Source organism: Lysobacter niastensis (assembly GCF_031457115.1).
In the GTDB taxonomy this organism is placed as follows: domain Bacteria; phylum Pseudomonadota; class Gammaproteobacteria; order Xanthomonadales; family Xanthomonadaceae; genus Lysobacter_J; species Lysobacter_J niastensis_A.
The window spans coordinates 1,102,660-1,129,222 of sequence record NZ_JAVDVY010000001.1; the positions used below are offsets into that span (position 1 = coordinate 1,102,660).

At 66.8% G+C, this 26,563-nt stretch carries 21 protein-coding genes; 14 read left to right on the forward strand and 7 right to left on the reverse strand.

The window, feature by feature from the left end:
• Window position 1 precedes the first annotated feature (1 nt).
• The 4 genes from J2X06_RS05065 to fusA form a co-directional block, all read right to left on the reverse strand.
• Window positions 2-568: a DUF1439 domain-containing protein gene (locus tag J2X06_RS05065; protein WP_310059089.1), complete on the reverse strand. Its 567-nt coding sequence runs from the start codon at window positions 566-568 to the stop codon at window positions 2-4.
• A 107-nt stretch (window positions 569-675) separates the two neighbouring features.
• Window positions 676-1,692 carry a cupin-like domain-containing protein gene (locus tag J2X06_RS05070; RefSeq protein ID WP_310059092.1) on the reverse strand — a complete coding sequence of 339 codons (1,017 nt, stop codon included), beginning with the start codon at window positions 1,690-1,692 and terminating at the stop codon, window positions 676-678.
• Window positions 1,693-1,875: 183 nt separating this feature from the next.
• On the reverse strand, window positions 1,876-3,207 hold the full coding sequence (locus J2X06_RS05075) for a DUF2272 domain-containing protein (protein WP_310059095.1): 1,332 nt from the start codon (window positions 3,205-3,207) through the stop codon (window positions 1,876-1,878).
• 82 nt (window positions 3,208-3,289) lie between these two features.
• Window positions 3,290-5,332, reverse strand: coding sequence for an elongation factor G (gene fusA, locus J2X06_RS05080; protein ID WP_310059097.1), 2,043 nt, complete (start codon window positions 5,330-5,332; stop codon window positions 3,290-3,292).
• A 311-nt stretch (window positions 5,333-5,643) separates the two neighbouring features.
• On the opposite strand from fusA, the gene J2X06_RS05085 reads away from it, so the two are divergent.
• The 3 genes from J2X06_RS05085 (at window position 5,644) to J2X06_RS05095 (ending at window position 7,622) form a co-directional block, all read left to right on the forward strand.
• The gene (locus J2X06_RS05085; RefSeq protein ID WP_310059100.1) at window positions 5,644-6,081 is read left to right on the forward strand and encodes an OsmC family protein; all 438 of its coding nucleotides are present in this window, start codon (window positions 5,644-5,646) and stop codon (window positions 6,079-6,081) included.
• Between the two features lie 100 nt (window positions 6,082-6,181).
• Window positions 6,182-6,844 (forward strand): alpha/beta hydrolase, encoded by a 663-nt coding sequence (locus tag J2X06_RS05090; RefSeq protein WP_310059103.1) that lies wholly within the window; start codon window positions 6,182-6,184, stop codon window positions 6,842-6,844.
• A gap of 100 nt (window positions 6,845-6,944) precedes the next feature.
• Window positions 6,945-7,622 carry a glycine zipper 2TM domain-containing protein gene (locus J2X06_RS05095; RefSeq protein ID WP_310059106.1) on the forward strand — a complete coding sequence of 226 codons (678 nt, stop codon included), beginning with the start codon at window positions 6,945-6,947 and terminating at the stop codon, window positions 7,620-7,622.
• 67 nt (window positions 7,623-7,689) lie between these two features.
• Here the strand turns inward: J2X06_RS05095 and J2X06_RS05100 are convergent, their stop codons facing one another.
• A complete protein-coding gene (locus J2X06_RS05100; RefSeq protein WP_310059109.1) occupies window positions 7,690-8,571 on the reverse strand; it encodes a PhzF family phenazine biosynthesis protein in 882 nt (293 codons plus the stop codon).
• A gap of 189 nt (window positions 8,572-8,760) precedes the next feature.
• Between J2X06_RS05100 and J2X06_RS05105 the strand changes: the two genes are divergently transcribed.
• From J2X06_RS05105 to J2X06_RS05120, 4 genes are all read left to right on the forward strand, one after another.
• Window positions 8,761-11,358: a bifunctional aspartate kinase/diaminopimelate decarboxylase gene (locus J2X06_RS05105; RefSeq protein ID WP_310059112.1), complete on the forward strand. Its 2,598-nt coding sequence runs from the start codon at window positions 8,761-8,763 to the stop codon at window positions 11,356-11,358.
• Window positions 11,355-12,719 (forward strand): UDP-N-acetyl-alpha-D-muramoyl-L-alanyl-L-glutamate epimerase, encoded by a 1,365-nt coding sequence (gene murL / locus J2X06_RS05110; protein WP_310059115.1) that lies wholly within the window; start codon window positions 11,355-11,357, stop codon window positions 12,717-12,719. The genes J2X06_RS05105 and murL overlap by 4 nt, the downstream gene beginning before the upstream one ends.
• Entirely contained in the window at window positions 12,700-14,103 is a 1,404-nt protein-coding gene (gene murD / locus J2X06_RS05115) for a UDP-N-acetylmuramoyl-L-alanine--D-glutamate ligase (RefSeq protein ID WP_310059118.1), read from the forward strand. The genes murL and murD overlap by 20 nt, the downstream gene beginning before the upstream one ends.
• A gap of 67 nt (window positions 14,104-14,170) precedes the next feature.
• Window positions 14,171-14,992, forward strand: coding sequence for a dienelactone hydrolase family protein (locus J2X06_RS05120; protein WP_310059121.1), 822 nt, complete (start codon window positions 14,171-14,173; stop codon window positions 14,990-14,992).
• 106 nt (window positions 14,993-15,098) lie between these two features.
• Here the strand turns inward: J2X06_RS05120 and J2X06_RS05125 are convergent, their stop codons facing one another.
• Complete coding sequence (locus tag J2X06_RS05125) at window positions 15,099-16,097, reverse strand: polyprenyl synthetase family protein (RefSeq protein WP_310059123.1); 999 nt, start codon at window positions 16,095-16,097, stop codon at window positions 15,099-15,101.
• 169 nt (window positions 16,098-16,266) lie between these two features.
• Here J2X06_RS05125 and ssb point away from each other — a divergent pair, with 169 nt between their 5' ends.
• The 6 genes from ssb (at window position 16,267) to J2X06_RS05155 (ending at window position 22,310) form a co-directional block, all read left to right on the forward strand.
• Window positions 16,267-16,773: a single-stranded DNA-binding protein gene (gene ssb, locus J2X06_RS05130; RefSeq protein WP_310059125.1), complete on the forward strand. Its 507-nt coding sequence runs from the start codon at window positions 16,267-16,269 to the stop codon at window positions 16,771-16,773.
• 48 nt (window positions 16,774-16,821) lie between these two features.
• Entirely contained in the window at window positions 16,822-17,874 is a 1,053-nt protein-coding gene (gene rfbB / locus J2X06_RS05135) for a dTDP-glucose 4,6-dehydratase (protein WP_310059127.1), read from the forward strand.
• A gap of 10 nt (window positions 17,875-17,884) precedes the next feature.
• Entirely contained in the window at window positions 17,885-18,769 is an 885-nt protein-coding gene (rfbA, locus tag J2X06_RS05140) for a glucose-1-phosphate thymidylyltransferase RfbA (RefSeq protein ID WP_310059128.1), read from the forward strand.
• Entirely contained in the window at window positions 18,766-19,323 is a 558-nt protein-coding gene (gene rfbC / locus J2X06_RS05145) for a dTDP-4-dehydrorhamnose 3,5-epimerase (protein WP_310059130.1), read from the forward strand. The genes rfbA and rfbC overlap by 4 nt, the downstream gene beginning before the upstream one ends.
• Complete coding sequence (gene rfbD, locus J2X06_RS05150; protein ID WP_310059131.1) at window positions 19,320-20,213, forward strand: dTDP-4-dehydrorhamnose reductase; 894 nt, start codon at window positions 19,320-19,322, stop codon at window positions 20,211-20,213. The genes rfbC and rfbD overlap by 4 nt, the downstream gene beginning before the upstream one ends.
• 96 nt (window positions 20,214-20,309) lie before the next feature.
• Window positions 20,310-22,310 (forward strand): alpha/beta hydrolase family protein, encoded by a 2,001-nt coding sequence (locus J2X06_RS05155; protein ID WP_310059133.1) that lies wholly within the window; start codon window positions 20,310-20,312, stop codon window positions 22,308-22,310.
• A 78-nt stretch (window positions 22,311-22,388) separates the two neighbouring features.
• On the opposite strand, the gene J2X06_RS05160 is transcribed toward J2X06_RS05155, so the two are convergent.
• Window positions 22,389-24,317 carry a peptide MFS transporter gene (locus J2X06_RS05160; protein ID WP_430539541.1) on the reverse strand — a complete coding sequence of 643 codons (1,929 nt, stop codon included), beginning with the start codon at window positions 24,315-24,317 and terminating at the stop codon, window positions 22,389-22,391.
• A gap of 162 nt (window positions 24,318-24,479) precedes the next feature.
• Here J2X06_RS05160 and J2X06_RS05165 point away from each other — a divergent pair, with 162 nt between their 5' ends.
• On the forward strand, window positions 24,480-26,447 hold the full coding sequence (locus tag J2X06_RS05165; protein ID WP_310059138.1) for an OPT family oligopeptide transporter: 1,968 nt from the start codon (window positions 24,480-24,482) through the stop codon (window positions 26,445-26,447).
• Window positions 26,448-26,563: the final 116 nt, after the last annotated feature.

A 26,563-nucleotide genomic window follows, 5' to 3' on the forward strand; every position in this document is an offset into this window, starting at 1 on the left:
GTCATTGGTCGAGGTGGACGGTTACGTGCCCGTTCGCGATCTCGGTGGCGCCGATGCGACGCGATCCGAGCCTGTCGAGCAGGCTGTTGTCGAAGCGGTACACAGGCTCCTGCCGCGCGTAATCGCCAAGCCAGGCATTGAGCAGGGCGCGAGAACTGCTGTTCATCACCCCGCCCAGTGCCGGCACGTCGACATTTTCGATCATTGGCTGGTCCAGGTGCAGCCCCCGGGTGGATGGGTCGTAGCGCAGCGCACTGGTCACGGCGAAACGGCCGGTGGGCTGGCTGCTGTCGCTGCCCAAGGCCCCCAGGCCGATGTCGAAATCCAGGCGCAGCCGGCTGCTGCCTTCCGGGATCGACAGGCGAGGGTTCATCAGTGTCATCGAGACCAGGCCGCCAAGCTTGTCGTAGTGCTTGGGGAAATTGCGGTTGAGCGACTGCTGCAACTGCAACTGGGTGAAGGTCACTTCGTTGCCGAGCAGGGCGCTGACGGTCGAACAGGCAGCCAGCAGGGCGCCTGCGGCAACAATGCCGGCGGCTTGAAGCAGGAAGCGGCGTCGCACGTTCATCGCAGGCTCCATCGGGACTGGCCGAACGATACGCGCGACAGATCGGCGGCGATAGCCGCAGACTTCGGGAGCGATGGCATCGACCGCGCCGAAAGCGCCGTGATGGCTCAATGCGGAGGGCGGACCTGCGGCAGGTGTGCCCAGTTGCGGGCCTTGGACGCCACGGATCGCACGCGGTTCAGGCCATGGGTCAGCCGTTCCACGCCCGAGTAGATGAGGTCGCGGCTGGAGGTCGGATTGGATTTGCCGAGCCACTCCAGGCCAGAAGCCTTGATCGAATCCACCAGCGGGGATTGCTCCGGCGGTCGCGGATGCAGCCCGGATTTCCTCAGGATCCGGTTCATCTGGTGCACGTGGGCGCGCCGGTCCAGATCGCGTGCGCAGATATGGATGCTCGCGCTGATCGAGATGTCCGAGCCATTGCGGACCCAATGCGGTGCCAGGGGCGGATGGTGCACGCCCACCCCAGGCACCAGCCGGAAGCACCGGCCGCGCGGCTGGTACTGCTCGCGGTAACGGGCCGCGTTGGTTTCGCCCAGATAGAAGCGTTCGATCTCGTCTGTCGGGAGGAGTTCTCGATCATGAGGATCGAACAGATAGACGTCCTTCTCCCCGGTTATCTGGCACAGGAAGTTCGCGTCATGATCGATGTGGTAGGGGGTTACCAGATGGGGCGCGGCGATGAACATCGAAAGATGGACCATCGTGACGCCGCCCAGGATCTCGTGCCCGAGCAAGGCTTCGGTATCGGCCACCACTTCCTGGCAAAGATCGTCGTAATCCCGATCGGCCTCGTTGACGTTGCTCAATTTGATGAACAACGCGGAGTCGCGGAGTTCCTCGAAGGCGGATAACGACTTCGGCCGCTCCATTTCTTTCACGTACGGTTTGTCGACGTCGTAGGCACCGGCGCGGACGCTGAATCGGTTGCCTATGCCGGCGTGGATCATGCGCTCGGCGGCGACCGCCAGTCGTGGCAGCGAGAACAGCGGGTTGTCCGCGAGCCGGTGGTGAAACGAGAAGGCAACATCGCCGAAAGACGCGCGGAAGCGGTCGCATTCGGTGTCGTAAAAGACGCCGAGGGGGCGGATGGACGCGTCGCTGTGTCCGCTGATGGAGGACATGCCTACTCCCCGCAGCAATACTCGTGATCGTGGGTGCAGTCTGCCGAGCCAATGCAAAGCAACGGCAACTGAATCCAATCTAGCACCGCGCTGGGTGCACTCCATCGGGTTCGACGGGGGATAGACGGGTGAGGTGTGCGGGGCAAGAGTTGCATCGCCGCGATGGCGGAACGACACACGCGGTCATTTTTCTGAAGCAGTGGTTCCGCTCTTGGCTTTGGCCTTGTTCTTCGACTTGGGCGGGACTGGCACGGGTTCGTCCTTCGGGCGGGCCGAGGTAGCCGGCGGTAAAGGCAGTGGCGGGGGAGCGCGCGTGCCCGTCGCGTATCGCGCGTAGTTCCGATACAGCGACTGCACCGCCGGCGTGCCATTGAGATCATGCGCGGCGGTGCCGCCCTGGCGCGGCTTGAGCACCGCGAACCAGCGGTTGGCGCCGACGATGTCGCGATCGGTCAGCGGGCGTCCTTCCGCATCGGTGGCGACGATGGTCAGCGTCACGGCGTGATTGACGTTTCCCCCGATCCCGTACAGGCGACGCTGCTTCGGGTCGGTCTTGACCACCAGGTCGCAATGCAGCGCGAGGGAGTCGCTGCTCATGTTGCGCACGTCGGCGATGGTGGAAAATGTACTCGAGCCTCGGGCCGTGCATAGCAGGTCGCCCGCTGCGGGAACGGTCTCCGCCAGGTCGTACGCCACGTAAGCGTAGGCCGGATCGCTGCCGTCACGCGCGCGCACCGCGGCGAGCACGTAGTCGTAATGACCGCCGCTGCGGTGGAACTGCTGGGGCGACCAACCCGACTCGCAGGCCAGCCATGAGATGAACGCGGCCGACCACGGCATCGCCCAGCCGGCTTCGTGCCAGCCGTAGTTGACGATGCTCTGCACGCGCATCGCTTCCTCGCTGCCGGTGGCGGCCCAGTATCCGGCGATGGTCGCGCGCACGGGGCCGTCGTCCTCCATCATCCCCAGTCGCGGCGCCTGCCGCAGCACCCGGTCGCCGATCGAGGCATTGCTGCGGGGGGCGATGATGTCGATGACTTCGCCGGGTTGCGCCAGGCGCGGCACGATCGCCGCCGGCTCCACCGACAGGTCCAGCACGGGCAGTCCGAAGTAGGCCCATTCCGCCGCGGCCAGGTCGATCATGCGGGTGCGCGGATCGCCGCTCACGCTGGGCATCGACGGACAGGAGGTCATCGCGATGCGGTAGCCGGAGGCGCGGGCCGGCGTGTAACCGCCATCGGGCGAGCGGCGGTACAGCGGCTCAAGCCGGCCCGGCGCGGTGCGCACCATCATCGGCGGCGATTCGCTGCCGTTGGAGTACTCCACGCGCAGGGCCGGATCCGGCGAGCCGGCCGGGCGGGGAAAGTTGGGAATGACGCGGCTGCTGCCAGCGACCTGCGCCCAGGTGGAAGCGGCCGGCAAGGCCGTGACGAGGATGATGGCCAGCAGTGCGAACGTGGGCACTGCGAACTTCGGCACTGCGAACGCCGGCAAATCCGGGGGGCTGGGTCGCATGTGCACGTTCCTTGCCGTGGGATGCCAGCTTCTTTCAGTCCATGTGAAGCCGGCATCGCGCCGCAGCGTCCCAGCGGCGGCGCTAGTCGTCTTCCGCCTTGGGCTTGTAGGCCTCCACGAGCTTCTGCTGGACGTTGGGCGGCACCGGTTCGTAGTGGCTGAAGTCCAGCGAATAGCGGCCGCGACCGGCGGTGACGGACTTCAGTTCGGCGGCGTAGCCTTCCAGTTCCGACAGCGGAACCTGGGCGCGCACGACGATCTCGCTGCCGCGCACGCTGTCGGTGCCGCTGATGCGCGCGCGCTTGCTGGCCAGTCCGCCGCTGATGTCGCCCATGTGCTGCTCGGGCGCGTTGACTTCCAGGTCGACGATGGGTTCCAGCACCTGCGGGCGCGCCTTGCCGATGGCGTCGAGGAACGCTTTCTTGCCCGCAGCGACGAACGCGACCTCCTTGCTATCGACCGGATGGTGCTTGCCGTCGTAGACGATCACGCGCACGTCCTGGATCGGGTAACCGGCCAGCGCGCCGCTGCGCAGCACCTGCCGTACGCCCTTTTCGACGGCGGGCAGGAACTGCCCCGGGATCGTGCCGCCCTTGACCTCGTCGACGAACTCGAAACCCGTGCCACGCGGCAGCGGTTCGATGCGCAGGAACACCTCGCCGAACTGGCCGGCGCCGCCGGTCTGCTTCTTGTGGCGATGGTGGCCCTCGGCCTTGCTGCTGACGGTCTCGCGGTAGGCGATGCGCGGCGGGCGCGATTTCACCTCCACGCCGTAGCGGTCCTTCAAGCGCTCCAGGTTGATGCGCAAATGCAGGTCGGACAGGCCGCGGATCACGGTCTCGTTGGTCTCGGCCTCGTGCTCGACGGCGAAGCACGGATCTTCCTCGGACAGCTTGTGCAACGCCGTGGCCAGCTTCTGCTCCTGGCCCTTGCTGGCCGCCTCGATGGCCAGCCCGAACATCGGCTTGGGGAAGTCCTGCGGCGCCAGGCGGATCTCGTCCTCGTCGTGGCTGTCGTGCAGCACCGCGTCGAAGTGAAGCTCGTCGACTTTCGCAATCGCGGCAATGTCGCCGGGAATTGCCTGATCGATCTCGACATGGTCCTTGCCGCGCAGCTTGAACAGATGGCCTACCTTGAACGGCTTCTTGCCGTCGTCGACGAACAACTGCGTGTCGCGCTTAACCGTGCCCTGGTAGACGCGGAAGATGCCGAGCTTGCCGACGAAGGGGTCGTTGACGATCCTGAAAACGTCGGCGACGACGTGCGCCTTCGGATCGGGCGAGGCCTGGATGCGCTGGCGGTCGGCGCCCTTCTCGAAGGGCGGTTCGTTCGCTTCGGCGGGATTGGGGAACCATTGCTCGGCGACTTCCAGCAGTTCCTTGACGCCGGCGCCGCTGCGCGCCGAGCAGAACAACACCGGCACCAGATGACCCTCGCGCAGGCATTGCTCGAAGGCGTCGTGCAGTTCCTCGCCAGACAGGCCTTCCTCGCCGAGATCGAGGTAGTGCTCCATCACGGTCTCGTTGATCTCGACGATCTGGTCGATGATCTTCTGGTGCCAGTCGGCCACCGGTCCCAGGTCGCTGTCGCCGGAGGTGCTGCCCAGGCAACCGATCACCTGCTTGCCGCCGTCGGCGGGCAGGTTCAGCGGCAGGCATTCGGGGCCGAAGGCTTCGCGCAGGTCGTCGAGCACGCGTGCTGCCGTAGCGCCCTCGTGGTCGATCTTGTTGATCACCATCACGCGGCACAGGCCGCGGGCCTTGGCGTATTCCATCATCCGGCGCGTGCCGTATTCCACGCCGCTGCCGGCATCGACGACTATCGCCACGGTTTCCACTGCGCCGAACGCGGACAGCGCCGGGCCGCGGAAATCCGGATAGCCCGGGGTGTCGATGAGGTTCACGTGGATTCCGGCGTGGTCGATGCTGGCGATCGCCGCGTCGATGGAGTGGCCGCGCTGCTTTTCGATGGGATCGAAGTCGGACACGGTGCTGCCGCGCTCGATGCTGCCTGCCGTCTGGATTGCGCCGCCGGCGTGCAGCAGGGCTTCGAACAGCGTGGTTTTGCCGGCGCCGGGGTGGCCTGCCAAGGCCACGTTGCGGATGGTTGCTGTGCTGTGGGACATGAGGCCGTCTCTCCCTGGACTGGGTCGAAAGAGGCCGTCATGGCTGTCCGCTTCGGAAGCCCTGCCGTCCGAGCAGGCGCTCGGCGGGCGGTCATGGCGGGGCCGGCGTGACACCGGGATCGCAAGACTCCCGCAAGGTTCCGGGCGGGTCAAGCGGCCCCAAGCTCCAAGGCTCACGTAGCCCGGCGGGGCCAGAGGCCAGCGGCCGGGAAAAGCGCGACACGCAGCACGCCTGGACGACATCCGATGCCACGCACCGCTCACGTCGCGGCGGGTAGGCTGTGCGTCCCCCACCCCGATGGAGTAGCGACATGGGTTTCAAGCGTTACGCGGAAGCGGTCTGGCAGGGCGACCTGCAGGCCGGCAAGGGCGCGATGAGCACGCCGCAAAGCGGCCTGTTCGCCGGCCAGAACTACTCCTTCAAGACCCGGTTCGGCGACGAGAAGGGCACCAATCCGGAGGAATTGCTGGCCGCCGCGCACGCCGGCTGCTTCAGCATGGCCCTGTCGGCGGTGCTGGGTAAGTCCGGTTTCACCCCGGACCGGATCGAAACGCGGGCCGAGGCGACGATGGATCCGGGCATGGATCCGGGGCCGACCATCACCGGCGTGAACCTGATCGTCAGCGCCAAGGTGCCCGGGATCAGCGCCGAGCAGTTCCAGCAGGTCGCCGAGGCGGCCAAGGCGGGCTGCGTGATTTCCCGCGCGTTGTCGGTACCGGTGACCTTGTCGGCGACGCTGCAGGGTTGAGCGGGTTGTCGATCCTCCAGGCGGCCGCTTGGCGGCCGCTGCCATGATCCGCCCCGAAGTCCCGCCATCTTTGCTAGGGCATGCCGTCCCCAGGCATGCCGTGCTCGTGCACGGCGCAGGCGGCGGCGCCTGGGAATGGAATGTGTGGCGCGCGGTGTTCGCCGCACGTGGCATCGACGCTGTCGCGCCCGACCTGCGGCCCGTCGCGGCAGGCCTGCCGGCGACCGGCTTCGGTGATTACGCCGCGCAGGTGGCGGAGGCCTTGCAGGCCCTGCCGCGGCCGCGCGCCGTGGTCGGCGCCAGCTTCGGCGGGTTGCTGGCGATGGCCTGCGCGGGGCAGGCAGATGCCCTGGTCCTGGTCAATCCACTGCCGCCGGCGCCCTGGTCGAGCCGGATGCCGGCGCGGGAATGGAACGACGTGGTGGCCTGGGGGCGCGATGCGCGCCTGGCGTCTACACGGCGGGCATTGCCGGATTCGGACGAGGCCACTGCGCTGTTTGCCCTGCGGCGATGGCGCGACGAGTCGGGCGCGGTGCTGCGCACGGCGCGACAAGGTATCGAGGTCGCGGCACCGGCGTGCCCGGTCCTTTGCATTGCATCCGGCCAGGACGAAGACGTGCCAGCCGCCGTCACCATGGAACTGGCGGAGGCCTGGAATGCCACCTTGCTGCGGTTGCCAACGGCCAGCCACGTCGGCCCGCTGCTGGGTCGCGGCGCCGCCCTGGTGGCGGAGCAGGCCGCCGCCTGGCTGTCGGCGAGGTAAACCGTCCCGCCTGAAGGACCGGGGAGGCGGCTGGATTCAGCACCGGTTGCTGCGTCCAATTCGACGATCCGCGCACGCCATTCCGGCGCTGGAGCCCGCGATGAACCGCCTGCCCGTCAGCCCTGTGCTGGCCTTGTCCGTCCTGGTGCTGGCCGGAGCATCCGGCCCGGCCTTCGCGCAGGGCTATCCCGACGACACGGTCTACAGCCAGCCGGCTTACGGCCAGACCAGCCAGTCCGATTACGCGCGGGTGATCCGGGTGGATCCTGTGCTCGATGGCTACGCTACGTCCTCCACGCAACGCTGTTACGAGCGTCCCACCTACGTCAACGGTGGCAACGACGATTACCAGGATGGCTATTACCGTGGCGACGACGGCTACTACGACCAATACGGCAACTACCGCCGCAATACATCCGGCACCGAGACCGGGCGCACGATGGCCACGGCGATCGGCGGCATCGTCGGGGCGGTGGTTGGCAGCCAAGTCGGTGGAGGAAGCGCGCGATACGCCACCTCGGCCATCGGCTCGCTGGTCGGCGGCATAACCGGTCGCCAGATCTACGAACAGAGCAAGCGCAGCGAGGACCGGGTCGGGGCGGTGCGGGTGTGCGACCCGGTTCCTGTCGGCGGCGTTCCGGCGGGTAACGGTGATTACTCCGGCGATCGCAGGGCGTACGACGTCACCTACGAGTACGCCGGCCGTACCTACGTCACCCGAACGAACTACCACCCGGGCGACCGCATCCGCGTCCGCGTCGACGTGCGGCCCGAATAAGTCGTAGCGAGGTGTGGGGAATGGAGGGGCCACGGATGGCCCCTTCGTCTTTGCGATCAGTCGTCGATCAGGGCCAGTCGATTGCGCCGCGCACGACGTTGCAGACCTGGCCGCCCGACCAGACATCGCCATCGGCATCGACGCTCAGGTGCAGGCGCGCATCGAATCCGACTTCGCGCCCCTGGCTGACGGTGTAGCGGCCGCCGCGGCCGGGCAGGGCGCCGTTGTGATTCAGCCATGCCGCCAGGGTCGCATTCGCCGCCCCAGAGGCGGCATCTTCGAATCGGGCCGGCGCGCCGACGAAGGCGCGCACCACCAGGTCGTAATCGCGTCCAACGTCGGCGCGGGCGAACGCGCACAGGCCCATGCTCTCGGTGCCTTCGGCCAACGCGGCGATCGCATCCCAGTGGGGCGTGGCGCTGCGCAACGCGGCTTCGCTGGCCAGTTCGGCCAGCCACCAGCGCCGTCCGCCGTCCATCAACGCGGGCGGCAGCGCACCAGGCGACAGGCCCTCCAGCACGTCGGTCAGGCGCGGATCGGTGGCTTGCGCGATCTCGACCACACGGGCACGTGGCGTGCGGACCGAAATCTTCCGCGAAAGGCCTTCGCCGTCGACGGCCAGCGGCAGCAAGCCCGCGACGCCCTCCTGCAAAAGATGCCCGCTGTTCAGGTCCGCCAGCCCGGCTTCCAGCACCACATGCGCGGTGCCAACGCTGGGGTGTCCGGCGAACGGCACCTCGCGGCGCGGGCTGAACATGCGGATGCGATAGCTGGCGCCGGGCTGGGTTGGCGGGAACACGAAGGTCGTTTCAGGAAGGCGCGTCCAGCGGGCGATCGCCTGCATCTGGACGTCATCCAGGCCTTGCGCGTCGAGCACGACGGCCAAAGGGTTGCCGGCGCCGGGGCGATCGGCGAATACGTCCAGTTGCAGATAACGGCGAAGAGTCATTCGGCGGGGGTCCGAGTGGATTATTCGACTAGAATTGCGGTCTTTGTGGCCGCTGCGCCCGCCCTGTACCGGTGCGGAGCGCGACATTCTAGGTTCTGTCCGGGCTGCGTGCCCGAACGGTTGCAGGCGTAATCAACTCATCAACCCTGATCATCACCCTGATCACATCACATCAAGAGGGCAGTTGCGGTGGCGGAAGCGAATCGCTGGGTAGTACTCAAGTTCGGTGGCACTTCGGTGTCTCGCCGTAACCGTTGGGACACCATCGGACGCCTCGCCTCCAAACGCATGGCCGAGGACGGCGCGCGCGTGCTGGTCGTGGTATCGGCGCTGTCGGGGGTGACCAACGAGTTGCAGGCCATCGCCAATGGGGATGGCATCGACGCGCGTATCGCCGCGCTGGTCGAACGTCATCGCGCGTTCTGCGGCGAACTCGACCTCGATGCCGATGCCGTGTTGGGCGAACGCCTGGCCGCGCTGCAGGCGCTGGCCGTCGATCCGCGCGCGGCCGCGCGCAGCCTGGACTGGCAGGCCGAGGTGCTGGCGCAGGGCGAGCTGTTGTCGTCCACGCTCGGCGCCGCCTACCTGCGCTCGCAAGGACACGAGTTCGGCTGGTGCGATGCGCGACAGTGGCTCGATGCAGTGTCGTTGCCCAACGCCAGCGCCTGGGCGCAGCGCTTGTCGGTGAACTGCCGACTCGACGGCGATCGCGGCTTGGCTGAGCGCAGCTTCGGCGAACGCTTCTCCGCGCAGGCGGCGCCGATGCTGATCACCCAGGGCTTCATCGCCCGTCACGGCGACGGTGGTACGGCGGTGCTCGGTCGCGGCGGCTCGGATACTTCGGCGGCGTACTTCGGCGCACTGCTCAAGGCGCAGCGCGTGGAGATATGGACCGATGTCCCGGGCATGTTCAGCGCCAATCCGCGCGATGTACCCGATGCGCGCCTTCTCACCCGCCTGCATTACGCCGAGGCGCAGGAAATCGCCACCACCGGCGCCAAGGTGCTGCACCCGCGCTCGATCGCACCGTGCCGCGACGCCGGCGTGCCGATGGCGATCCTCGACACCGAGCGCCCCGACCTGCCGGGCACGCGCATCGACGCCAGCGCGGCGACCGTACCGGGCGTCAAGGCGATCAGCCGCCGCAACGGCATCGTGCTGGTGTCGATGGAAAGCATCGGCATGTGGCAGCAGGTCGGCTTCCTCGCCGATGTGTTCGAACGCTTCAAGCGCCACGGCCTGTCGATCGACCTGATCGGCTCGTCGGAAACCAACGTCACCGTGTCGCTCGATCCGAGCGAGAACCTGGTCACCACCAACGTGCTGGAGGCGCTGAGCGCCGACTTGGCCGAGGTGTGCCGGGTCAAGGTGATCGCACCGTGCGCGGCGATCACGCTGGTCGGTCGCGGCATGCGCTCGCTTCTGCACCGCCTGTCGGACATCTGGGCGACGTTCGGCCGCGAGCGCGTGCACCTGATCTCGCAGTCGTCCAACGACCTCAACCTGACCTTCGTCATCGACGAGGCCGATGCCGACGGCCTCCTGCCGCACCTGCACGCCGAGCTGATCCGCAGTCGCGCCATGCCGGTGCGCGACGAGACGGTGTTCGGCCCGAGTTGGCGCGAGATCGCGCACGGCAAGCCGCAGCGTGCGCCGGCCTGGTGGCTGGGGCGTCGCGAGCAGTTGCTGTCGCTCGCGCAGCCGGGCACGCCGCACTATGTGTACGACCTGGCGACCGTGCGCGAGCGAGCCCGCTCGCTGAGCGCGTCGAACGCGGTGGATCGCTGCTTCTACGCGATCAAGGCCAATCCGCATCCGGCCATCCTCAAGACCATCGTCGGCGAAGGCTTCGGCCTGGAGTGCGTGTCGCTGGGCGAGGTCGAGCGCGTGTTCGCCACGTTGCCGCAGATCGACCCCGGCCGGGTGCTGTTCACGCCGAGCTTCGCGCCGCGGCGAGAATACGAGGCGGCGTTCGAACGCGGCATCATCGTCACGCTCGACAACATCGAGGCGCTGCAGCGTTGGCCGGAGGTGTTCCGCGGCCGCACGATCTGGCTGCGCATCGATCTGGGCCACGGCGAGGGCCATCACGAGAAGGTCCGCACCGGCGGCGTGGCCGCCAAGTTCGGTCTGCCGATGACGCGCTTCGACGCCTTCCTCGAGGAGGCGCGCAAGCTCGGCGTGCGCATCAGCGGCCTGCACGCGCACTTGGGCAGCGGCATCGAGGATCCGCAGCACTGGCGCGGCGTCTACGCGCACCTGGCCGGGCTGGCCGACAACGTCGGCACCATCGAGACCATCGACATCGGTGGCGGCCTGCCGATCCCGTACACGCCAGAGGCGCCGGAGTTCGACCTGGCCTTGTGGCGCAACGGCCTGGACGAGATCAAGTCGGCTTATCCGCGCTACGGGTTGGTGATCGAACCCGGCCGTTACCTGGTGGCCGAGAGCGGCGTGCTGCTGCTCACCGTCACCCAGACGGTGGAGAAGGACGGCGTGCGCCGCATCGGTTGCGATGGCGGCATGAACGCGCTGATGCGCCCAGCGATGTACGAGGCCTACCACGGCATCTTCAACCTCAGCCGCCTGGACGACGCGGCCACGGCGGCGTTCGACGTGGTCGGCCCGGTCTGCGAGAGCAGCGACGTGCTCGGCCGCGGCCGCACGCTGCCGCTGGCGACCGCCGAGGGCGACGTGATGCTGGTGGCCGATGCCGGCGCCTATGGCATGGCGATGGCCAACACCTACAACCTGCGGGCCCTGCCGGCAGAGGACGTGATCGAATGAGTGAGTGGAAATTCAACCGCGACGCGATCCGCGCGTTCCGCTTCGTGCGTTGCGGTCTCGATGCGCAGACCGGTGTCGCGCAACTGGTGTACGCGTTCGACGATGGTCCGGAGCTGGTCGAGACCGTCACCATCCCGGGTGCGCCATTCGTGCTCGAAGGCGCGCGCGCCGTTGCCGTGGAGCGTGCGCTGCGGCTGCTGCACCTGATAACCGGCGTGAGCTACTACAAGGCGGCGGTTCCGGAGGAGATCCGCATCGACTCCTACGCCATCGACGCCGACACCGCCGCGTTGCTGGAATTGATCTACGTCAACGGCCTGGGCGAGTTCGCTTATCGCAACGGCCTGAACCTGCACGGGAAGATCCGCTTCCCGGTGGCCGCGGGCGATGCCGAAGGCATGGCGCCGGCGCTGGGCCTGCGCGAGCACGCACTGGTCGCCATCGGCGGAGGCAAGGACTCGCTGGTCAGCATCGAAGCGTTGCGCGCGCTCGACATCGGCCAGACGGTCACCTGGATCGGCGGTTCGCAGCTGATCCGCGCCTGCGCCGAACGCACCGGCCTGCCCACGCTCAACATCGGTCGCGCGCTGGCGTCGCAACTGTTCGACTACAACCGCGAAGGGGCCTGGAACGGCCACATTCCGGTGACCGTGCTGAACTCGGCGATCATGGCACTGGCCGCGCTGCTGCACGGCGTCGACCAGGTGGTGTTCTCCAACGAGCGCTCGGCCAGCTACGGCAGCCTGATCGAGGGCACCGGCGAGGTGAATCACCAGTGGTCCAAGGGTTGGACTTGCGAGAAGGCGTTTGGTGAGTACCTGCAGCGTCACGTTGCGGCCGACCTGCACTACTACTCGCTGTTGCGTCCGCTCAGCGAACTGGCGGTGGCCCGCCAGTTCGCCCGCACCGACCATTACGACGCGCACTTCAGCAGTTGCAACCGCAACTTCCACATACTCGGCGAGCGTCCGGCCAATCGCTGGTGCGGCGTCTGTCCGAAGTGCCATTTCGTGTTCCTGGCGCTGGCGCCGTTCATGTCGAAGCCGCGCCTGGTCCGCATCTTCGGCCGCAACCTGCTCGACGATCCTGCGCAGACCGATGGCTATGACGCGCTGCTGGAGTATCAGAACCACAAGCCGTTCGAGTGCGTCGGCGAAGGTCGCGAATCGCGTGCGGCCATGGCGGCGTTGAGCGAACGTCCGGAGTGGCGCGAGGACGCGCTGGTGGAACGCTTCGCCAGCGAGATCCGCCCGCAACTGAGCGAAGAGGAGCTGCGCATCGAACCGCTGCTGGTGATCGACGACGAGCAGCGCATCCCGCCGAAGTTGTGGGAGCGGCTGCGTGCGCATCTCGCAACTTGACGGTAAGGGGGTCGCGCTTTGGGGCTGGGGCCGCGAAGGCCGCGCAGCCTATCGCGCGATCCGTTCGCGCCTGCCGGAATTGCCGCTGACGGTGTTCTGTAACCCCGAGGAGGCGAGCGAGGCCGCCTCGCTGGGCGATACGCATCTGGTCACGGACACCGATGCCACCGCCGAGCGCCTGGGCGCGTTCGACGTGGTGGTCAAGTCGCCCGGCATCAGCCCTTACCGGCCCGAGGCGATCGCGGCCGCCGAACGCGGTACGCGCTTCATCGGTGGCACGGCGTTGTGGTTCGGCGAGCATGTGGGCGCCGACGGCGTCGTTGCGCGCACTGTCTGCGTGACCGGCACCAAGGGCAAGAGCACGACGACAGCGCTGCTGGCGCACCTGCTTCGCGCCGGCGGGCATGTCACCGGGCTGGCCGGAAACATCGGCCTGCCTTTGCTGGAAGTGCTCGACCCGGAGCAATCGCCCGAGTTCTGGGCGGTCGAACTGTCCAGCTACCAGACCGGCGATGTCGCGCTCAGCGGAGCGCATCCGCACATCGCCGTGGCGCTCAACGTATTTCCCGAGCACCTGGACTGGCACGGTTCGGAAGCGCGCTATGTCGAGGACAAGCTGCGCCTGCTGACCGAAGCTGCTCCGAAGATCGCGGTCGTCAACGCCAGCGATCCGCGCCTGGCCGCACTGCCGCTGCCCGGCAGCGTCGTGCTGCGATTCGGCGACGATAGTGGTTGGCACCTGCGGGAGGACGATCTGTATCGCGGCGGGCACTTCGTCATGGACACGCGCGCGCTGCCGCTGCCCGGACGTCATAACCGCGGCAACCTGTGCGCGGTGCTGACCGCCATCGAGGCGCTGGGCCTGGATGCGGCCGCGCTCGCGCCACATGCCGCTTCGTTCCGGCCGCTGCCGCATCGGCTGCAGTCTCTGGGCACCTGCGATGGCATCACCTACGTCAACGACTCGATCAGCACCACGCCGCACGCCAGCCTGGCCGCGCTGGACTGTTTCAGCCAACGTCGCGTCGCGATCCTGGTGGGCGGGCACGATCGCGGCCTGCCGTGGGAGGACTTCGCCGAGGCCATGCGCGAACACGCGCCGCTGGCCGTGATCACGATGGGCCAGAACGGGCCGCGGATCCATGCGTTGCTCGCGCCCGTCGCCGCGCAGGGCGGGTTCGCGTTGAATGAGGCTTCGGACCTGGCCGACGCCATGGCCCAGGCCAAGGCCCTGCTTGGCGACGATGGCGTCGTGCTGCTGTCGCCGGGCGCACCCAGCTTCGGCATGTACCGGGATTACGTGGCGCGCGGCCGGCATTTCGCCGAGCTGGCGGGCTTCGACCCCGATACGATCAACACCATCCCCGGACTGGGCATCGCCTGAGTTTTCGTTTTCGTCTCCGTCACGCGGGCAGAGTAGGCTGCGCGCGAACCCTTGGGGAGACGCCGTCATGCCACGCCTGGTTCATCGGTCGATTCGAAGCCCGATCCAGCGCCTGATCCTGTCCGCGGTCCTGGCGCTCGGCTCGTTGCCGGCCACCGCCGCCATGGTCGACAAGCCGGTCGACTGGACGATCGGCAAGGATCGCTTCACCGGCGTGCTGGTCTATGACGACGTCAACGCGATCCCGCGCCCCGGCCTGGTGATGGTGCCGAACTGGCAAGGCATCAATCCATCGGCCATCGAGAAGGCCCGGCAGATCGCAGGCGACGACTACGTCGTGCTGGTCGCCGATGTCTACGGCAGCAGTATCCGGCCGAAGAACGACGAGGAGGCCGGCAAGGTCGCCGGGCCGCTGCGCGACGATCGCCCGACGTTGCGGGCGCGCGTGGAGAAATCGGTGGCCGTGCTCAAGGCGCAGGCCGGCAAGGTACCTGTCGATGCAAAACGGATCGGCGCGCTGGGCTTCTGCTTCGGTGGCACCACCGCCCTGGAGCTGGTGCGCGGCGGCAGTGAGCTGGCCGGCGTGGTCAGCCTGCATGGCGGCCTGTCGACGCCGCTGCCGGCCAAGGACGATGCGGTGCGTACGCCGGTGCTGGTGCTCAACGGCGCCGACGATCGCGGCATCACCGACGAGGACATCGCCGCGTTCGAGAAGGAGATGGACGCCGCCGGCGCCGACTGGCAGTTCGTCAACTTCAGCGGCGCCGTTCATTGCTTCGCCGAGGCCGATGCCCACAACCCGCCAGGCTGCGTCTACAACGAACGTGCCGCCAAACGCGCCTACGAGATGATGTTCGACTTCTTCCGCGAGCGCTTCGCAGCGAAGTAAAGCCCTGTCCGGATGCCGTGCGCGGCCATCGTTTGCGGGCCAAGGCCCGCCCTGCGCATCACTTCAGGATCGGCCCGGGCAAGCGCTTCGCACCCGGGGATGCAGATCAGTGGTCGCGGCTGACGGCGTAGCGGGCCAGGCCGCGCAGGGCCAGGGTGTAGTCATTGTCGGCGAGGCCGTCCAGCGCCCGCTCGGCGGCAGCGGCGTATTCGCCGGCGCGACGGCGGCTGTAGTCGAGCCCGCCCGTGGCGTGGATGGCGGCCAGCACTTCGGGCAGCGCTTCGGTGTCGCCCTGTTCGACGGCGTGGCGCAGGCGAGCTCGGGTAGCCTCGTCGCTATGGGCGATGGCGTGGATCAGCGGCAGCGTGGCCTTGCCCTCGGCCAGGTCATCGCCCAGGTTCTTGCCCAGCGTCTGTGCATCGGAGGCGTAATCGAGCACGTCGTCGGCGATCTGGAAGGCATAGCCCAGGTTCAGGCCGTACTCATGCAGGGCGTCGCAGGTGGTCCCATCGGCGCCGGAGAGCAGGGCGCCCAGGCGCGTGGCCGCGGCGAACAGCACCGCGGTCTTGCGGTCGATCACGCGCAGGTAGGCGGCCTCGTCGGTGTCCGGGTTGCGCACGTGCAGCAGCTGCAGCACCTCGCCCTCGGCGATCTGGTTGGTGGTGTCGGCGAGGATCTGCATGACCGGCATGCGTTCCAGCTCGACCATCAGCTGGAAGCTGCGCGAGTACAGGAAGTCGCCGACCAGCACGCTGGCGGCGTTACCCCAGACCGCGTTGGCGGTCTTGCGGCCGCGGCGCAGGTCGGATTCATCGACCACGTCGTCGTGAAGCAGGGTGGCGGTGTGGATGAACTCGACCACGGCAGCGAGCTGGTGCGCGTCCGGACCGCGATGCCCCAGCGCCCCGGCGGCGAGCAGCAGCAGCATCGGTCGCAGGCGCTTGCCGCCGGCGCCTACGATGTACTCGGCGACCTGGTTGATCAGCACCACGTCCGAGGCCAGCCGGCGCCGGATCAGCGCATCGACCGCCGCCATGTCCTGTTTGGCCAGGGACTGGATAGCGCCCAGGTCGGGGACGGACAGGGTCGGGAGGCTCGATTGCATGGGCGGACCGGCTCGGTGGGAGCAGGATTATACGGTGCCGCGGCGGTACGGCTGGGCCGTGATCAGGCAAAGGCCTACGCGCCAGAGCGTGTCGGTCCGACGGCTCGGAGGCCCGCTATACTGCATTGTCAGTCGCCAGACCCGGCGACATCGAGAGGACACGCAACCCATGGCACGCGGCATCAACAAGGTCATCCTGGTCGGCAACCTCGGCAACGACCCCGAAACCAAATATACCCAGGGCGGCATGGCGGTGACCAAGGTCAGCCTGGCCACCACCAGCGTGCGCAAGGACCGTGAGGGCAACACCCAGGAGCGCACCGAATGGCACCGGGTGACCTTCTTCGGCAAGCTCGGCGAGATCGCCGGCGAATACCTGCGTAAGGGCAGCCAGGTCTACGTCGAAGGTTCGATCCGCTACGACAAATACACCGGCCAGGACGGCACGGAGCGCTACTCCACCGACATCATCGCCGACGAGATGCAGATGCTCGGTGGTCGTGCGGAGGGTGGCGGTGGCGGTGGCGGCCGGGGCGAGGCCCGCGGCGGTGGGGAACGCAGCGAGCGCCCGTCGCGCGCACCCGCACGCCAGGAGTCGGCCCCGCGCCGAGAGGCCGCACCGGCCAAGTCCAACGACTTCGCCGACGATTTTGCGGACGACGACATCCCGTTCTGATGGCGCAGGCCATTTTTGAAACTGTCAATTATTAAACGGAGTTTTTGAGTGCTCACTTGGCTTGTGACCGGCGGAGCCGGTTTTATCGGCGGTAATTTCGTTCTCGACGCGGTCAGGCAGGGCGTGAAGGTAGTCAACCTCGACGCTTTGACGTACGCAGGCAACGTCGACACCTTGGCAGACGTGCAGGGAAATCCGAGCCACGTGTTCGTGCAGGGCGACATCGGCGATGCGGCCCTGGTCGAACGTCTGCTGGCGGAGCATCGTCCCGACGCCGTGATCAACTTCGCCGCCGAAAGCCATGTCGATCGTTCGATCGAGGGCCCGGCGGCGTTCGTGCAGACCAACGTGGTAGGCACGCTCACTTTGCTGGAGAAGACCCGCGATTACTGGAAGTCGCTGGACGAGACCAGTCGCGCGGCGTTCCGCTTCCTGCATGTCTCGACCGACGAGGTCTACGGTTCGCTAGGCGATACCGGCAAGTTCACCGAGGAAACGCCCTACGCGCCGAACTCGCCGTACTCGGCATCGAAGGCGGCTTCCGACCATCTTGTGCGGGCCTTCCACCACACGTACGGCCTGCCGGTACTGACCACCAATTGCTCGAACAACTACGGTCCGTACCAGTTCCCTGAGAAGCTCATCCCGCTGGTGATCGCCAAGGCGCTGGCCGGCGAATCGCTACCGGTCTATGGCGACGGCAAGAACGTGCGCGACTGGCTGTTCGTCAACGACCATTGCGCCGCGATCCGCCGCGTGCTGGAAGCCGGGCGCCTGGGCGAGACCTATAACGTCGGTGGCGATGCCGAACGCCAGAACCTGGTCGTCGTCAAGACGATCTGCAAGCTGCTGGACGAGCGTCGACCGCTGGCTGACGGGCGCGCCCGCGAATCGCTGATCACCTTTGTCGCCGACCGGCCGGGCCACGATCGACGCTATGCCATCGACGCGTCCAAGCTCCAGAATGAACTCGGCTGGGCTCCGACGGTGACCTTCGAGCAGGGCATGGCCCAGACGGTGGACTGGTACCTGGCCAACCAACCGTGGGTGCAGCGCGTGCTCGACGGCAGCTATCGTCTTGAACGCATCGGACAGGCCTGAGGAGCAGCGCATGGACCGCAAGGGCATCATCCTCGCCGGGGGATCCGGCACGCGCCTTTACCCGATCACGCAGGGCATCAGCAAGCAGTTGTTGCCGGTGTACGACAAGCCGATGATCTACTACCCGCTCAGCGTGTTGATGCTGGCGGGGATCCGCGAAGTGCTGGTCATCAACACGCCGCACGAGCAGCCGCTGTTCCAGACGCTCCTCGGCGACGGTTCGCAATGGGGCATGCGGATCGAATACGCCGTGCAGCCGAGCCCGGATGGTCTGGCGCAGGCCTACTTGATTGGCCGGGAGTTCGTGAACGGCCAACCGAGCTGTCTGGTGCTGGGGGACAACATCTTTCATGGCCCGGGTTTGACCGAGATGCTCAAGCGCGCCGGTCAGCGCGACCAGGGTGCAACGGTATTCGGTTATTGGGTTAAGGATCCGGAACGCTACGGTGTTGCCGAATTCGACGGCAAAGGCAAGGTCGTGGGGCTCGAGGAGAAACCGACCAAGCCGCGCTCCAACTACGCGGTTACGGGCCTGTACTTCTACGATGGACGTGCCAGTGATTTCGCTGCGCAACTAAAGCCTTCCCCACGTGGGGAACTCGAGATCACCGATCTCAACCAGTGCTACCTCGACGAAGGGTCGTTGCATCTGGAGCAGTTGGGCCGCGGCTACGCCTGGCTCGACACGGGTACCCACCAGTCGCTGCTCGAAGCTTCGAACTATATCGAGACCATTGAGGCGCGGCAGGGCCTTCGCGTCTGCTGCCCTGAGGAGATCGCCTGGAGCAACGGGTGGATCAACGCCGATCAGCTCAATGCGCTGGCCAAACCCCTGGCCAAGAACGGATATGGCCAATACCTGTTGAGCCTGGTCGACCGCGGTCACGTACCGTGAAGGTCATTGAAACCGATTTGCCAGGCTGCCTGGTGATCGAGCCGCGCGTTTTTGGCGATGCGCGCGGCTTCTTCTTCGAGTCGTTCAATCACGACAAACTCGCGCAGCACGGTCTGCAGCCGCAGTTCGTGCAGGGCAACGTCTCCTCGTCCACCCGGGGCGTGTTGCGCGGGTTGCACTACCAGTGGCCCAATCCGCAAGGCAAGTATGTCTCGGTGGTCGAGGGCGAGGTCTGGGACGTCGCCGTGGACATCCGCCGCGGTTCGCCCCATTTCGGACGCTGGACCGCGGTTGTTCTGAGTGCGGAAAACAAGCGGCATTTCTGGATTCCGGAAGGCTTCGCGCACGGGTTTGTCACCTTGAGCGAGCGGGCTGTATTCAGCTATCTGTGCACCGCAACCTACGATGCCAGCGCAGACGCCAGCATCCGCTGGAACGATGCGCGCCTGGCGATCGACTGGCCGGTGACCGATGTCAACCTGTCCGACAAGGACGCACGCGCGCCCTTCCTCGATGAAGTGGCGGACGAGCGCCTGCCTATCTACGTGCCATGAAGCTATTGCTGCTGGGAGCCAACGGTCAGGTCGGCCACGAACTGCGCCGCAGCCTTGCACCGCTCGGCGAAGTGGTTGCGACTACGCGCAGTGGTCTGCTGGACGAGGGCATCGCCTGCGAACGCTTCGATCTGGCCGACCTGGACGCGATCGGACACTTGATCGAGCGCGTGCACCCCGACGTCGTGGTCAACGCCGCCGCCTACACCGCGGTCGACAAGGCCGAGGACGAAGCGGTGGCCGCCTTTCTCACAAACGCGCAAGGGCCGGGCCGGCTGGCCGAGGCCTGCGCGGCGCGCGGTATCGACCTGGTGCATTACTCGACCGACTACGTGTTCGACGGCCAAGGTACGCGGCCTTATCGCGAGGACGACCCGACCGCGCCGCTGGGCGTGTACGGAGAGAGCAAGCTGGCCGGCGAGCAGGCCATCGTCGCCAGCGGCGTGCGCCATCTGATCCTGCGCACGGCCTGGGTGTACGGCCTGTACGGCCAGAACTTCCTTCGGACCATGCTGCGAGTCGGCGCCGAGCGCGACGAGTTGCGCGTGGTCGCCGACCAGCGCGGCTGCCCGACGCCGGCTTGGCTGATCGCCGATGTCACGGCCAAGGTGCTGCAGCAGGGTATCGCCACGCCCGGGGTTCGACACCTCGTAACGGCGGGCGAAACCAGTTGGCACGGCTTTGCCGAAGCGATCTTCGACGAAGCCGTAGCGAATGGCGCACTGACACGGCGTCCCGTGGTCCACGCCATTACCACCGCCGACTATCCGACTCGGGCGCAGCGACCGGCGTATTCGGTACTGGACTGTCGCCGTTTGTGTGACGAGTTCGCCATTTCCTTGCCGGACTGGCGAAGTGCGTTGTCGGCAACTCTCGCCGGACAGGCCTGACATCCCCGCGCCGTCGCGATAGCCTTGGTGCAGGCGGCACGTCGGGGGACGAGCCGTGGGCAGGACGGACCTGACAACAAAAGGACGGGGGCACAGATGAAGCAAGTGATGATGGCGGCGCTGCTGGCGCTGTCGATGACGGCGCACGCCGCCGGCGTGGATGTCGGCGCGTACGTAAAGAAGGACCAGTTCACCGACATCAAGGTTTCGCCCGGAGGGCAGTATTTCGCGGCCACGGTACCCTTGGAGGATCGGACGATCCTGGCCGTGATCGAACGCAGCACCAACAAGCTCATCGGCAGTTTCAAGCTGGGCGAGCACACGGACATCAATGACTTCGCCTGGGTCACGCCCGAGCGCCTGGTAATCGGCACGTCCGAGAAGTTCGGCCTGCTGGAGGAGCCCGAGCTCACCGGCGAGTTGTACGCCATGAACGCCGACGGCAGCAGGCTGGAAATGTTGGTGGGGCAGCGCGTCGACGACGGCGGTCCGGGTACGACGATCAAGCCCAAGAAGGGCAACGACAAGGTCGCGGCCTTCCTGATCGATGCTGTGCCGGCGGGCAAGGATGCGCGCACCGTGCTGATCTCGGCGCAACCTTATGTGGACAGGAACGCCCCGGGTAGGGACGTATTCACGACGGTCGAGCGCATCGACCTCTTCACCGGGCGCATGCAGCGAGTGGCGACGGTTCCGGTGCGGAACGCGGACTTTTATCTGGACAATAAGGGGGCGGTGCGCTTCGCCCGTGGCACCAGCAGCGACAACGTCAGGAAACTATTCTACCGCGCCGACAACAACGCGGACTGGGACCTAATCACCATCGAGAAGGGTGGCCTGTTCGAGACACCGGTCGGATTCTCCGCGGACGACAAGATCGCTTATTTGAGGGTCGAGATGCCCAGTGGTCCTGACGCCATCGTGGCGTTGGACTTGGTCACCCGGAAGCGCACGGAAGTCCTGCGCGACGACGATACCAATCCAGGTCAGATCATCTACCGCAACGGCACACGCATTCCGATCGGCGCGTATTTCTGGGACGGCAAGCTGCGCACTGCGTTCTTCGATCCGTCTGCACCGGAGGCTCGCCTGCAGCACAGCCTGGAGGCGGCATTCGCAGGAGACGGCGTGGTGATCACCTCGCAGACCGCGGACAGTGGCTTGGCCCTGGTCGAAGTGTTCAGCGACCGCAATCCCGGCGATTTCTACCTGTTCGATACGGTGGCCAAGAAAGCCTCACACGTGCTCGCTCGCCGTCAATGGTTCGACCCTGAGCAGCAGGCGCAGATGCAGCCGATCACCATCACCGCGCGCGACGGCATGAAGCTGCATGGCTACGTCACCCGGCCAAAGGGGGCCGGAGAGAGGCCGCTGCCGATGGTGGTCATGCCGCACGGCGGACCCTACGGCATACGCGATGCGTGGGCGTTCAATGACGAAGGGCAATTGCTCGCCCAGGCAGGGTACGCTGTGCTGCAGCTGAACTACCGCGGCTCGGGTGGCTACGGCCGGTCGTACGAGTCGGCGGGTGGACGCGAATGGGGCGGCGAGATGCAGGACGACCTCACCGATGCCACTCGCTGGGCAATCACGCAGGGCATTGCCGACAAGTCGCGCATCTGCCTGTACGGCGCGAGCTACGGCGGTTATGCCTCGCTGATGGGCGTGGCCAAGGAGCCTTCGCTCTATGCTTGTGCAGCGGGCTATGTCGGCGTCTATGACCTGCCGAAGATGCAGACCGACGACAAGCGCGAGAACGTGCGCGTGGGCAACTGGTCCAAGGAGTGGGTCGGCGATGCGGCCAGCCTTGGAGCGGTCTCCCCCAATCGAATTGCCGATCGCATCAAGGTACCGGTGTTCCTTGCGGCAGGCGGCGAGGATGAGATCGCGCCCATCGAGCACAGCAAGATGATGGAGGGGGCGCTGCGCAAGGCCGGCGTTCCGGTGGAAACCCTCTACTACGACACCGAAGGCCACGGCTTCTACAAGCCCGAGCACCAGCAGGAGTTCTACACCCGACTGCTGGCCTTTCTGTCGCGCAGCCTCGGCGGCGGGGTGGCGATCACCGGCGGTGGCGAAGCCAAGAACGCCAAGTAACGGCGCGAGCAGTAGCGGATAAGGAAACGGCGCCCGAGGGCGCCGTTTCCTTTTGCACCAATGAAAGCACGAGGCGCGTTACTTCACCCCATGCATCATTCGCCGCAACAGCGGCGACACGGCGAACGCCAGCACGGCCCAGCCGATGCCGATCCACATCAACAGCTCGAACAGGTGGGCGTACTTCTCGCCGGCCATGGCGAAATCCAGCGCGGTGCCTTCGGGGATGTCGATCGCTGCCAGCTTGCCGAACAGCGCGGCCAGCGTTTCCGAGAACGCGGTCGCCAGGAACCAGGTGCCCATCATCAAGCTGACCACGCGCGGTACCGACAACTGCGTGACCGCGGACAAGCCGACCGGATACAGGCACATCTCGCCGAGCTCCAGCAGCAGGTAGGCCAGTACCAGCCACCACACGCTCGCCAGCTCGCCGGTAGCGCCGGCGTGCTGCGCGGCCCACACCAGCGGCAGGAAGCTCAGGCCCGCGAAAAGCAGGCCGAATGCAGACTTCGTCGGCTTGGACGGATCCAGCCCGCGCTTGTCCAGGCGCGTCCAGATCACCGCGAACATCGGCGCCAGCAGGACGATGAACATCGAGCCCAGGTAGGTCAGCGATCCGGCCGTCTGCGGCAGCAGCACGGCGTCGTGCACCAGTGCGGCCAGCATCGCCAGCATTGACAGGATCAGCAGCGAACGCGGCCAGGGCGAGGCGGGCGTACGCTCGGAGATCGACGACGCCAGGACGAAGGCGACCGGCGCGAACAGCAGGGCGGGGATCGACCACGGCCACGGCGTTCCGTCGCGAAGGACCATCGACGGGAACAGATCCTTTCCGAGCAGGCGGTCCGTGAAAGTCACCCACGAGCCGTAGGTCTGCTCGTACAGCGTGTAGAAGATCAGCGCGGCGAAGATCATCACCATCATCGCGCCCATGCGCTGTGCTTCGACCTTCGTGCAACCACGGGTGACAAAACCTGCGTACCAGAAGCCCACGACCAGGAACACCACCGACATCAGCACCAGCGCCAGCGTCGCTTCCTCGACGAAGAAGTCGAGCACGCCGTAGCGCGACGACAGCCAGTTCACCGCGATTCCCATCGCGGCAAACACCAGCAGCGACGGCGCGTAGGCCGACAGCGGCCTGGGTGCGGCGTCGTCGCGACGCAGGCCGTGCCACATCGTCCAGGCGATGCCGACCAGGGCCATCACCACGATGTAGTAGGTCCAGCGGATGGTGTCGGGACCAAGGCGGATCGCGGTCACTGCGTGCATTAGCCAGGCCACCGGCAGCAGGCCGGCAATGGCCAGCGCATAGATCGTCCACTCGCGCGAACGGCTGAGCGGCCTGGGCGGTTCGGCGATCCCACGCAGGTATTTGCGGCCCCACAGGAACTGCGCGAGACCGAGCATCATGCCGATGCCCGCCGCGCCGAACCCGTACCTCCAGCCGTAGGTCTGGCCCAGGTAACCGCACACGATCGACGCGAACAGGCCGCCGAGGTTGATTCCGGCGACGAACAGCGAGAAGCCCGAATCGCGACGGGGATCATTCGGCGCGTACAGGCGACCGACGATCGTCGAGACATTGGGCTTGAGGAAGCCCACGCCCATGATGATCAGCGACAGCGACAGGTAGAACACGCGCAGCGCGCCCTCGTCACGGACGACGACGCCATTGACCGTGGTCGCGGCGTGGCCTTCGACCGCCATGCCGATGTGGCCGGCCACCAGCAACAGGCCACCGAAGATCACCGCCTTGCGCATGCCCAGGAAGCGGTCGGCGAGCAGGCCGCCGATCACCGGCACGCAATACACCAGGCCGCCGTAGGCGCCCAGCACGTCCAGGCCGGCGCGGTCGCCGAAGCGGTGGTGCTGCAGCAGGTACAACAGCAGCAGCGCCTTCATCCCGTAGAAGGAGAAGCGCTCCCACATTTCGGTAAAGAAGCAGACGAAGACGCCTTTGGGATGTCCGAACAGCTCGTCGCGGGGGTCGCGAGTGAAGGGCAGGTCGGGACTGGCGGGCACGGGCGGCTTCCTTCGGAGGTCGGGCGAGTATAGCCAGCAGGCTCCGGCGGCCGTCGAATGGCCTTGCCGAGCACTTACCGCGGCCGGCCCGCGGATGCGATCATCGGCCGATTGCCCCGATCCGCTATTCGCCCGGAGATGCCGATGGCTTCGCCTTCGCCCGCAACACCGCAATTGACCTTCCGTGCCGTGCTGCTGGCCGTCGTGCTGGCGATGATCCTCGCCGCCGCCAATGCCTACCTGGGCCTGTTCGCGGGCCTGACCATCGCCACCGCCATCCCGGCGGCAGTCGTCTCGATGGGCGTGCTGCGCCTGCTCGGTGGCGGCACCATCCTCGAAAACAACATCGTGCAGACCGGCGCCTCGGCCGGCTCGTCGATCGCGGCGGGCGTGATCTTCACGATCCCGGCGCTGGTGATCATGGGGTACTGGCCGGACTTCAAGTACTGGTGGGTGCTTGGCATCGCCGGCCTCGGCGGTCTGCTCGGCGTGCTGTTCTCGGTGCCGCTGCGCCGCTCGATGATCGTCGAGGAGCCGCTGCCGTTTCCCGAAGGCAAGGCCGCGGCCGAAGTGCTCAAGGCCGGTGAGAACCCCGGGCCGGGCCTGAAGATCCTCGCGCTGGCCGGTTCCATCGGCGCGCTGGTCAAGCTCGCCGCCGAAAGCGGCCTGCGCATGATCCCCGACAACGCCGTCGGTTCCGGCTTCATCGGCAAGTACCTGGGCTACATGGGCACCAATCTGTCGCCGGCACTGCTCGGCGTGGGTTACATCGTTGGCCTCAATGTCGGCATCGTCGTGCTGTCGGGCAGCATCCTGTCCTGGAACATCGCCATACCGATCTACCAGGCCTTGTTCATGGGCAGCGATCCGGAACTGGCCGCGCGCGTCGCCGACGGCAGCGCCGCCGACATCGCCGGCGCGATCTGGTCGGCCAAGATCCGCTATCTCGGCGTCGGCGCCATGCTGATCGGCGGCATTTGGACGCTGTTCTCGCTGCGCAACTCGCTGGCATCTGGAATCAAGAGCGGCCTGGCCGCCGCACGCAAGGGCGGTGGCCTGGCGGTCGCCGAGACCGAGCGCGACCTGCCGATGAAGTGGATGCTGGTGGCGCTGGTCGCCTTCGTCGTGCCATTGGCATTGCTGTATCAGGCCATCGTCGGCAGCTGGATGGTGAGCATCCCGATGACCATCATCATGATCGTCGCCGGCTTCCTGTTCGTGTCGGTGTCGGCGTACCTGGCCGGCCTGGTGGGTTCGTCCAACAACCCGGTGTCGGGCATCACCATCGCGACCATCCTGTTCGCCTCCGTCGTGCTGGTGCTGCTGCTCGGACGCGATTCGCCGATCGGCGCGGTCGCCGCGATCATGATCGGCGCAGTGGTGTGCTGCGCGGCCGCGGTCGGCGGCGACAACCTGCAGGACCTCAAGGCCGGTTACATCGTCGGTGCCACGCCGTGGAAGCAGCAGCTGATGCTGGGCATCGGCGCGTTCTCCTGCGCGCTGATCATGGCGCCGGTGCTGAACCTGCTTTCTGCTGCCTACGGCATCGGCGCGCCGACGCCGGAACATCCCAACTCGCTGGCCGCGCCGCAGGCAATGCTGATGGCGTCGGTGGCCAAGGGCCTGTTCGGCGGCAAGCTGCCGTGGACGATGATCGCCATCGGCGCGGGCATCGGCGCTGCGACCATCGCCTTCGACGAATGGCTGAAGGCGCGCAAGTCGCACTTCCGCGTGCCGGTGCTGGCCGCCGCGATTGGCATCTACCTGCCGCTGGAACTGATGGTGCCGATCTTCCTCGGCGGCCTGCTCGCCTACATCGTCGAGCGTCGTCATGGACTGAGTCTGGACAGCGACGAAGCCGATCGTGATCGCGCGCATCGCCCGGGCACATTGTTCGCCGCCGGCCTGATCACTGGCGAGGCGTTGACCGGCATCCTGATCGCGATTCCGATCGTGGTCTCCGGGCGCGCCGACGTGCTGGCGCTGCCGGAGGCCTGGCATTTCGGTTCGCTGGTGGGACTGGTCGTGCTCGCCGTCGTCGCGTGGCTGCTCTATCGCGTCAGCGTCCGCAATGGCGGCGCTGCGGAGTCTGTCGCCAAGCCCAGCGCCTGATCAACACCTTCTCCCTCCCTTCGCCGATGGCGAAGGGAGGGTTGGGGAGGGGTGCTCCTCTTGCTGCGCCAACAAGCCGAAGCAAACGCACTCCCTCCCAAACTCCCCCTGCTCGC

Excerpts from the sequence above, each read along its gene's own strand:
- J2X06_RS05100 (WP_310059109.1), bottom strand. The coding sequence starts at position 8,571 with ATGACTCTTCGCCGTTATCTGCAACTGGACGTATTCGCCGATCGCCCC.
- J2X06_RS05075 (WP_310059095.1), bottom strand. The coding sequence starts at position 3,207 with ATGCGACCCAGCCCCCCGGATTTGCCGGCGTTCGCAGTGCCGAAGTTC.
- J2X06_RS05120 (WP_310059121.1), top strand. The coding sequence starts at position 14,171 with ATGCCACGCCTGGTTCATCGGTCGATTCGAAGCCCGATCCAGCGCCTG.
- J2X06_RS05155 (WP_310059133.1), top strand. The coding sequence starts at position 20,310 with ATGAAGCAAGTGATGATGGCGGCGCTGCTGGCGCTGTCGATGACGGCG.
- murL (WP_310059115.1), top strand. The coding sequence starts at position 11,355 with ATGAGTGAGTGGAAATTCAACCGCGACGCGATCCGCGCGTTCCGCTTC.
- J2X06_RS05095 (WP_310059106.1), top strand. The coding sequence starts at position 6,945 with ATGAACCGCCTGCCCGTCAGCCCTGTGCTGGCCTTGTCCGTCCTGGTG.
- rfbA (WP_310059128.1), top strand. The coding sequence starts at position 17,885 with ATGGACCGCAAGGGCATCATCCTCGCCGGGGGATCCGGCACGCGCCTT.
- rfbD (WP_310059131.1), top strand. The coding sequence starts at position 19,320 with ATGAAGCTATTGCTGCTGGGAGCCAACGGTCAGGTCGGCCACGAACTG.
- J2X06_RS05165 (WP_310059138.1), top strand. The coding sequence starts at position 24,480 with ATGGCTTCGCCTTCGCCCGCAACACCGCAATTGACCTTCCGTGCCGTG.
- J2X06_RS05070 (WP_310059092.1), bottom strand. The coding sequence starts at position 1,692 with ATGTCCTCCATCAGCGGACACAGCGACGCGTCCATCCGCCCCCTCGGC.
- ssb (WP_310059125.1), top strand. The coding sequence starts at position 16,267 with ATGGCACGCGGCATCAACAAGGTCATCCTGGTCGGCAACCTCGGCAAC.
- J2X06_RS05125 (WP_310059123.1), bottom strand. The coding sequence starts at position 16,097 with ATGCAATCGAGCCTCCCGACCCTGTCCGTCCCCGACCTGGGCGCTATC.
- J2X06_RS05065 (WP_310059089.1), bottom strand. The coding sequence starts at position 568 with ATGAACGTGCGACGCCGCTTCCTGCTTCAAGCCGCCGGCATTGTTGCC.
- J2X06_RS05085 (WP_310059100.1), top strand. The coding sequence starts at position 5,644 with ATGGGTTTCAAGCGTTACGCGGAAGCGGTCTGGCAGGGCGACCTGCAG.
- fusA (WP_310059097.1), bottom strand. The coding sequence starts at position 5,332 with ATGTCCCACAGCACAGCAACCATCCGCAACGTGGCCTTGGCAGGCCAC.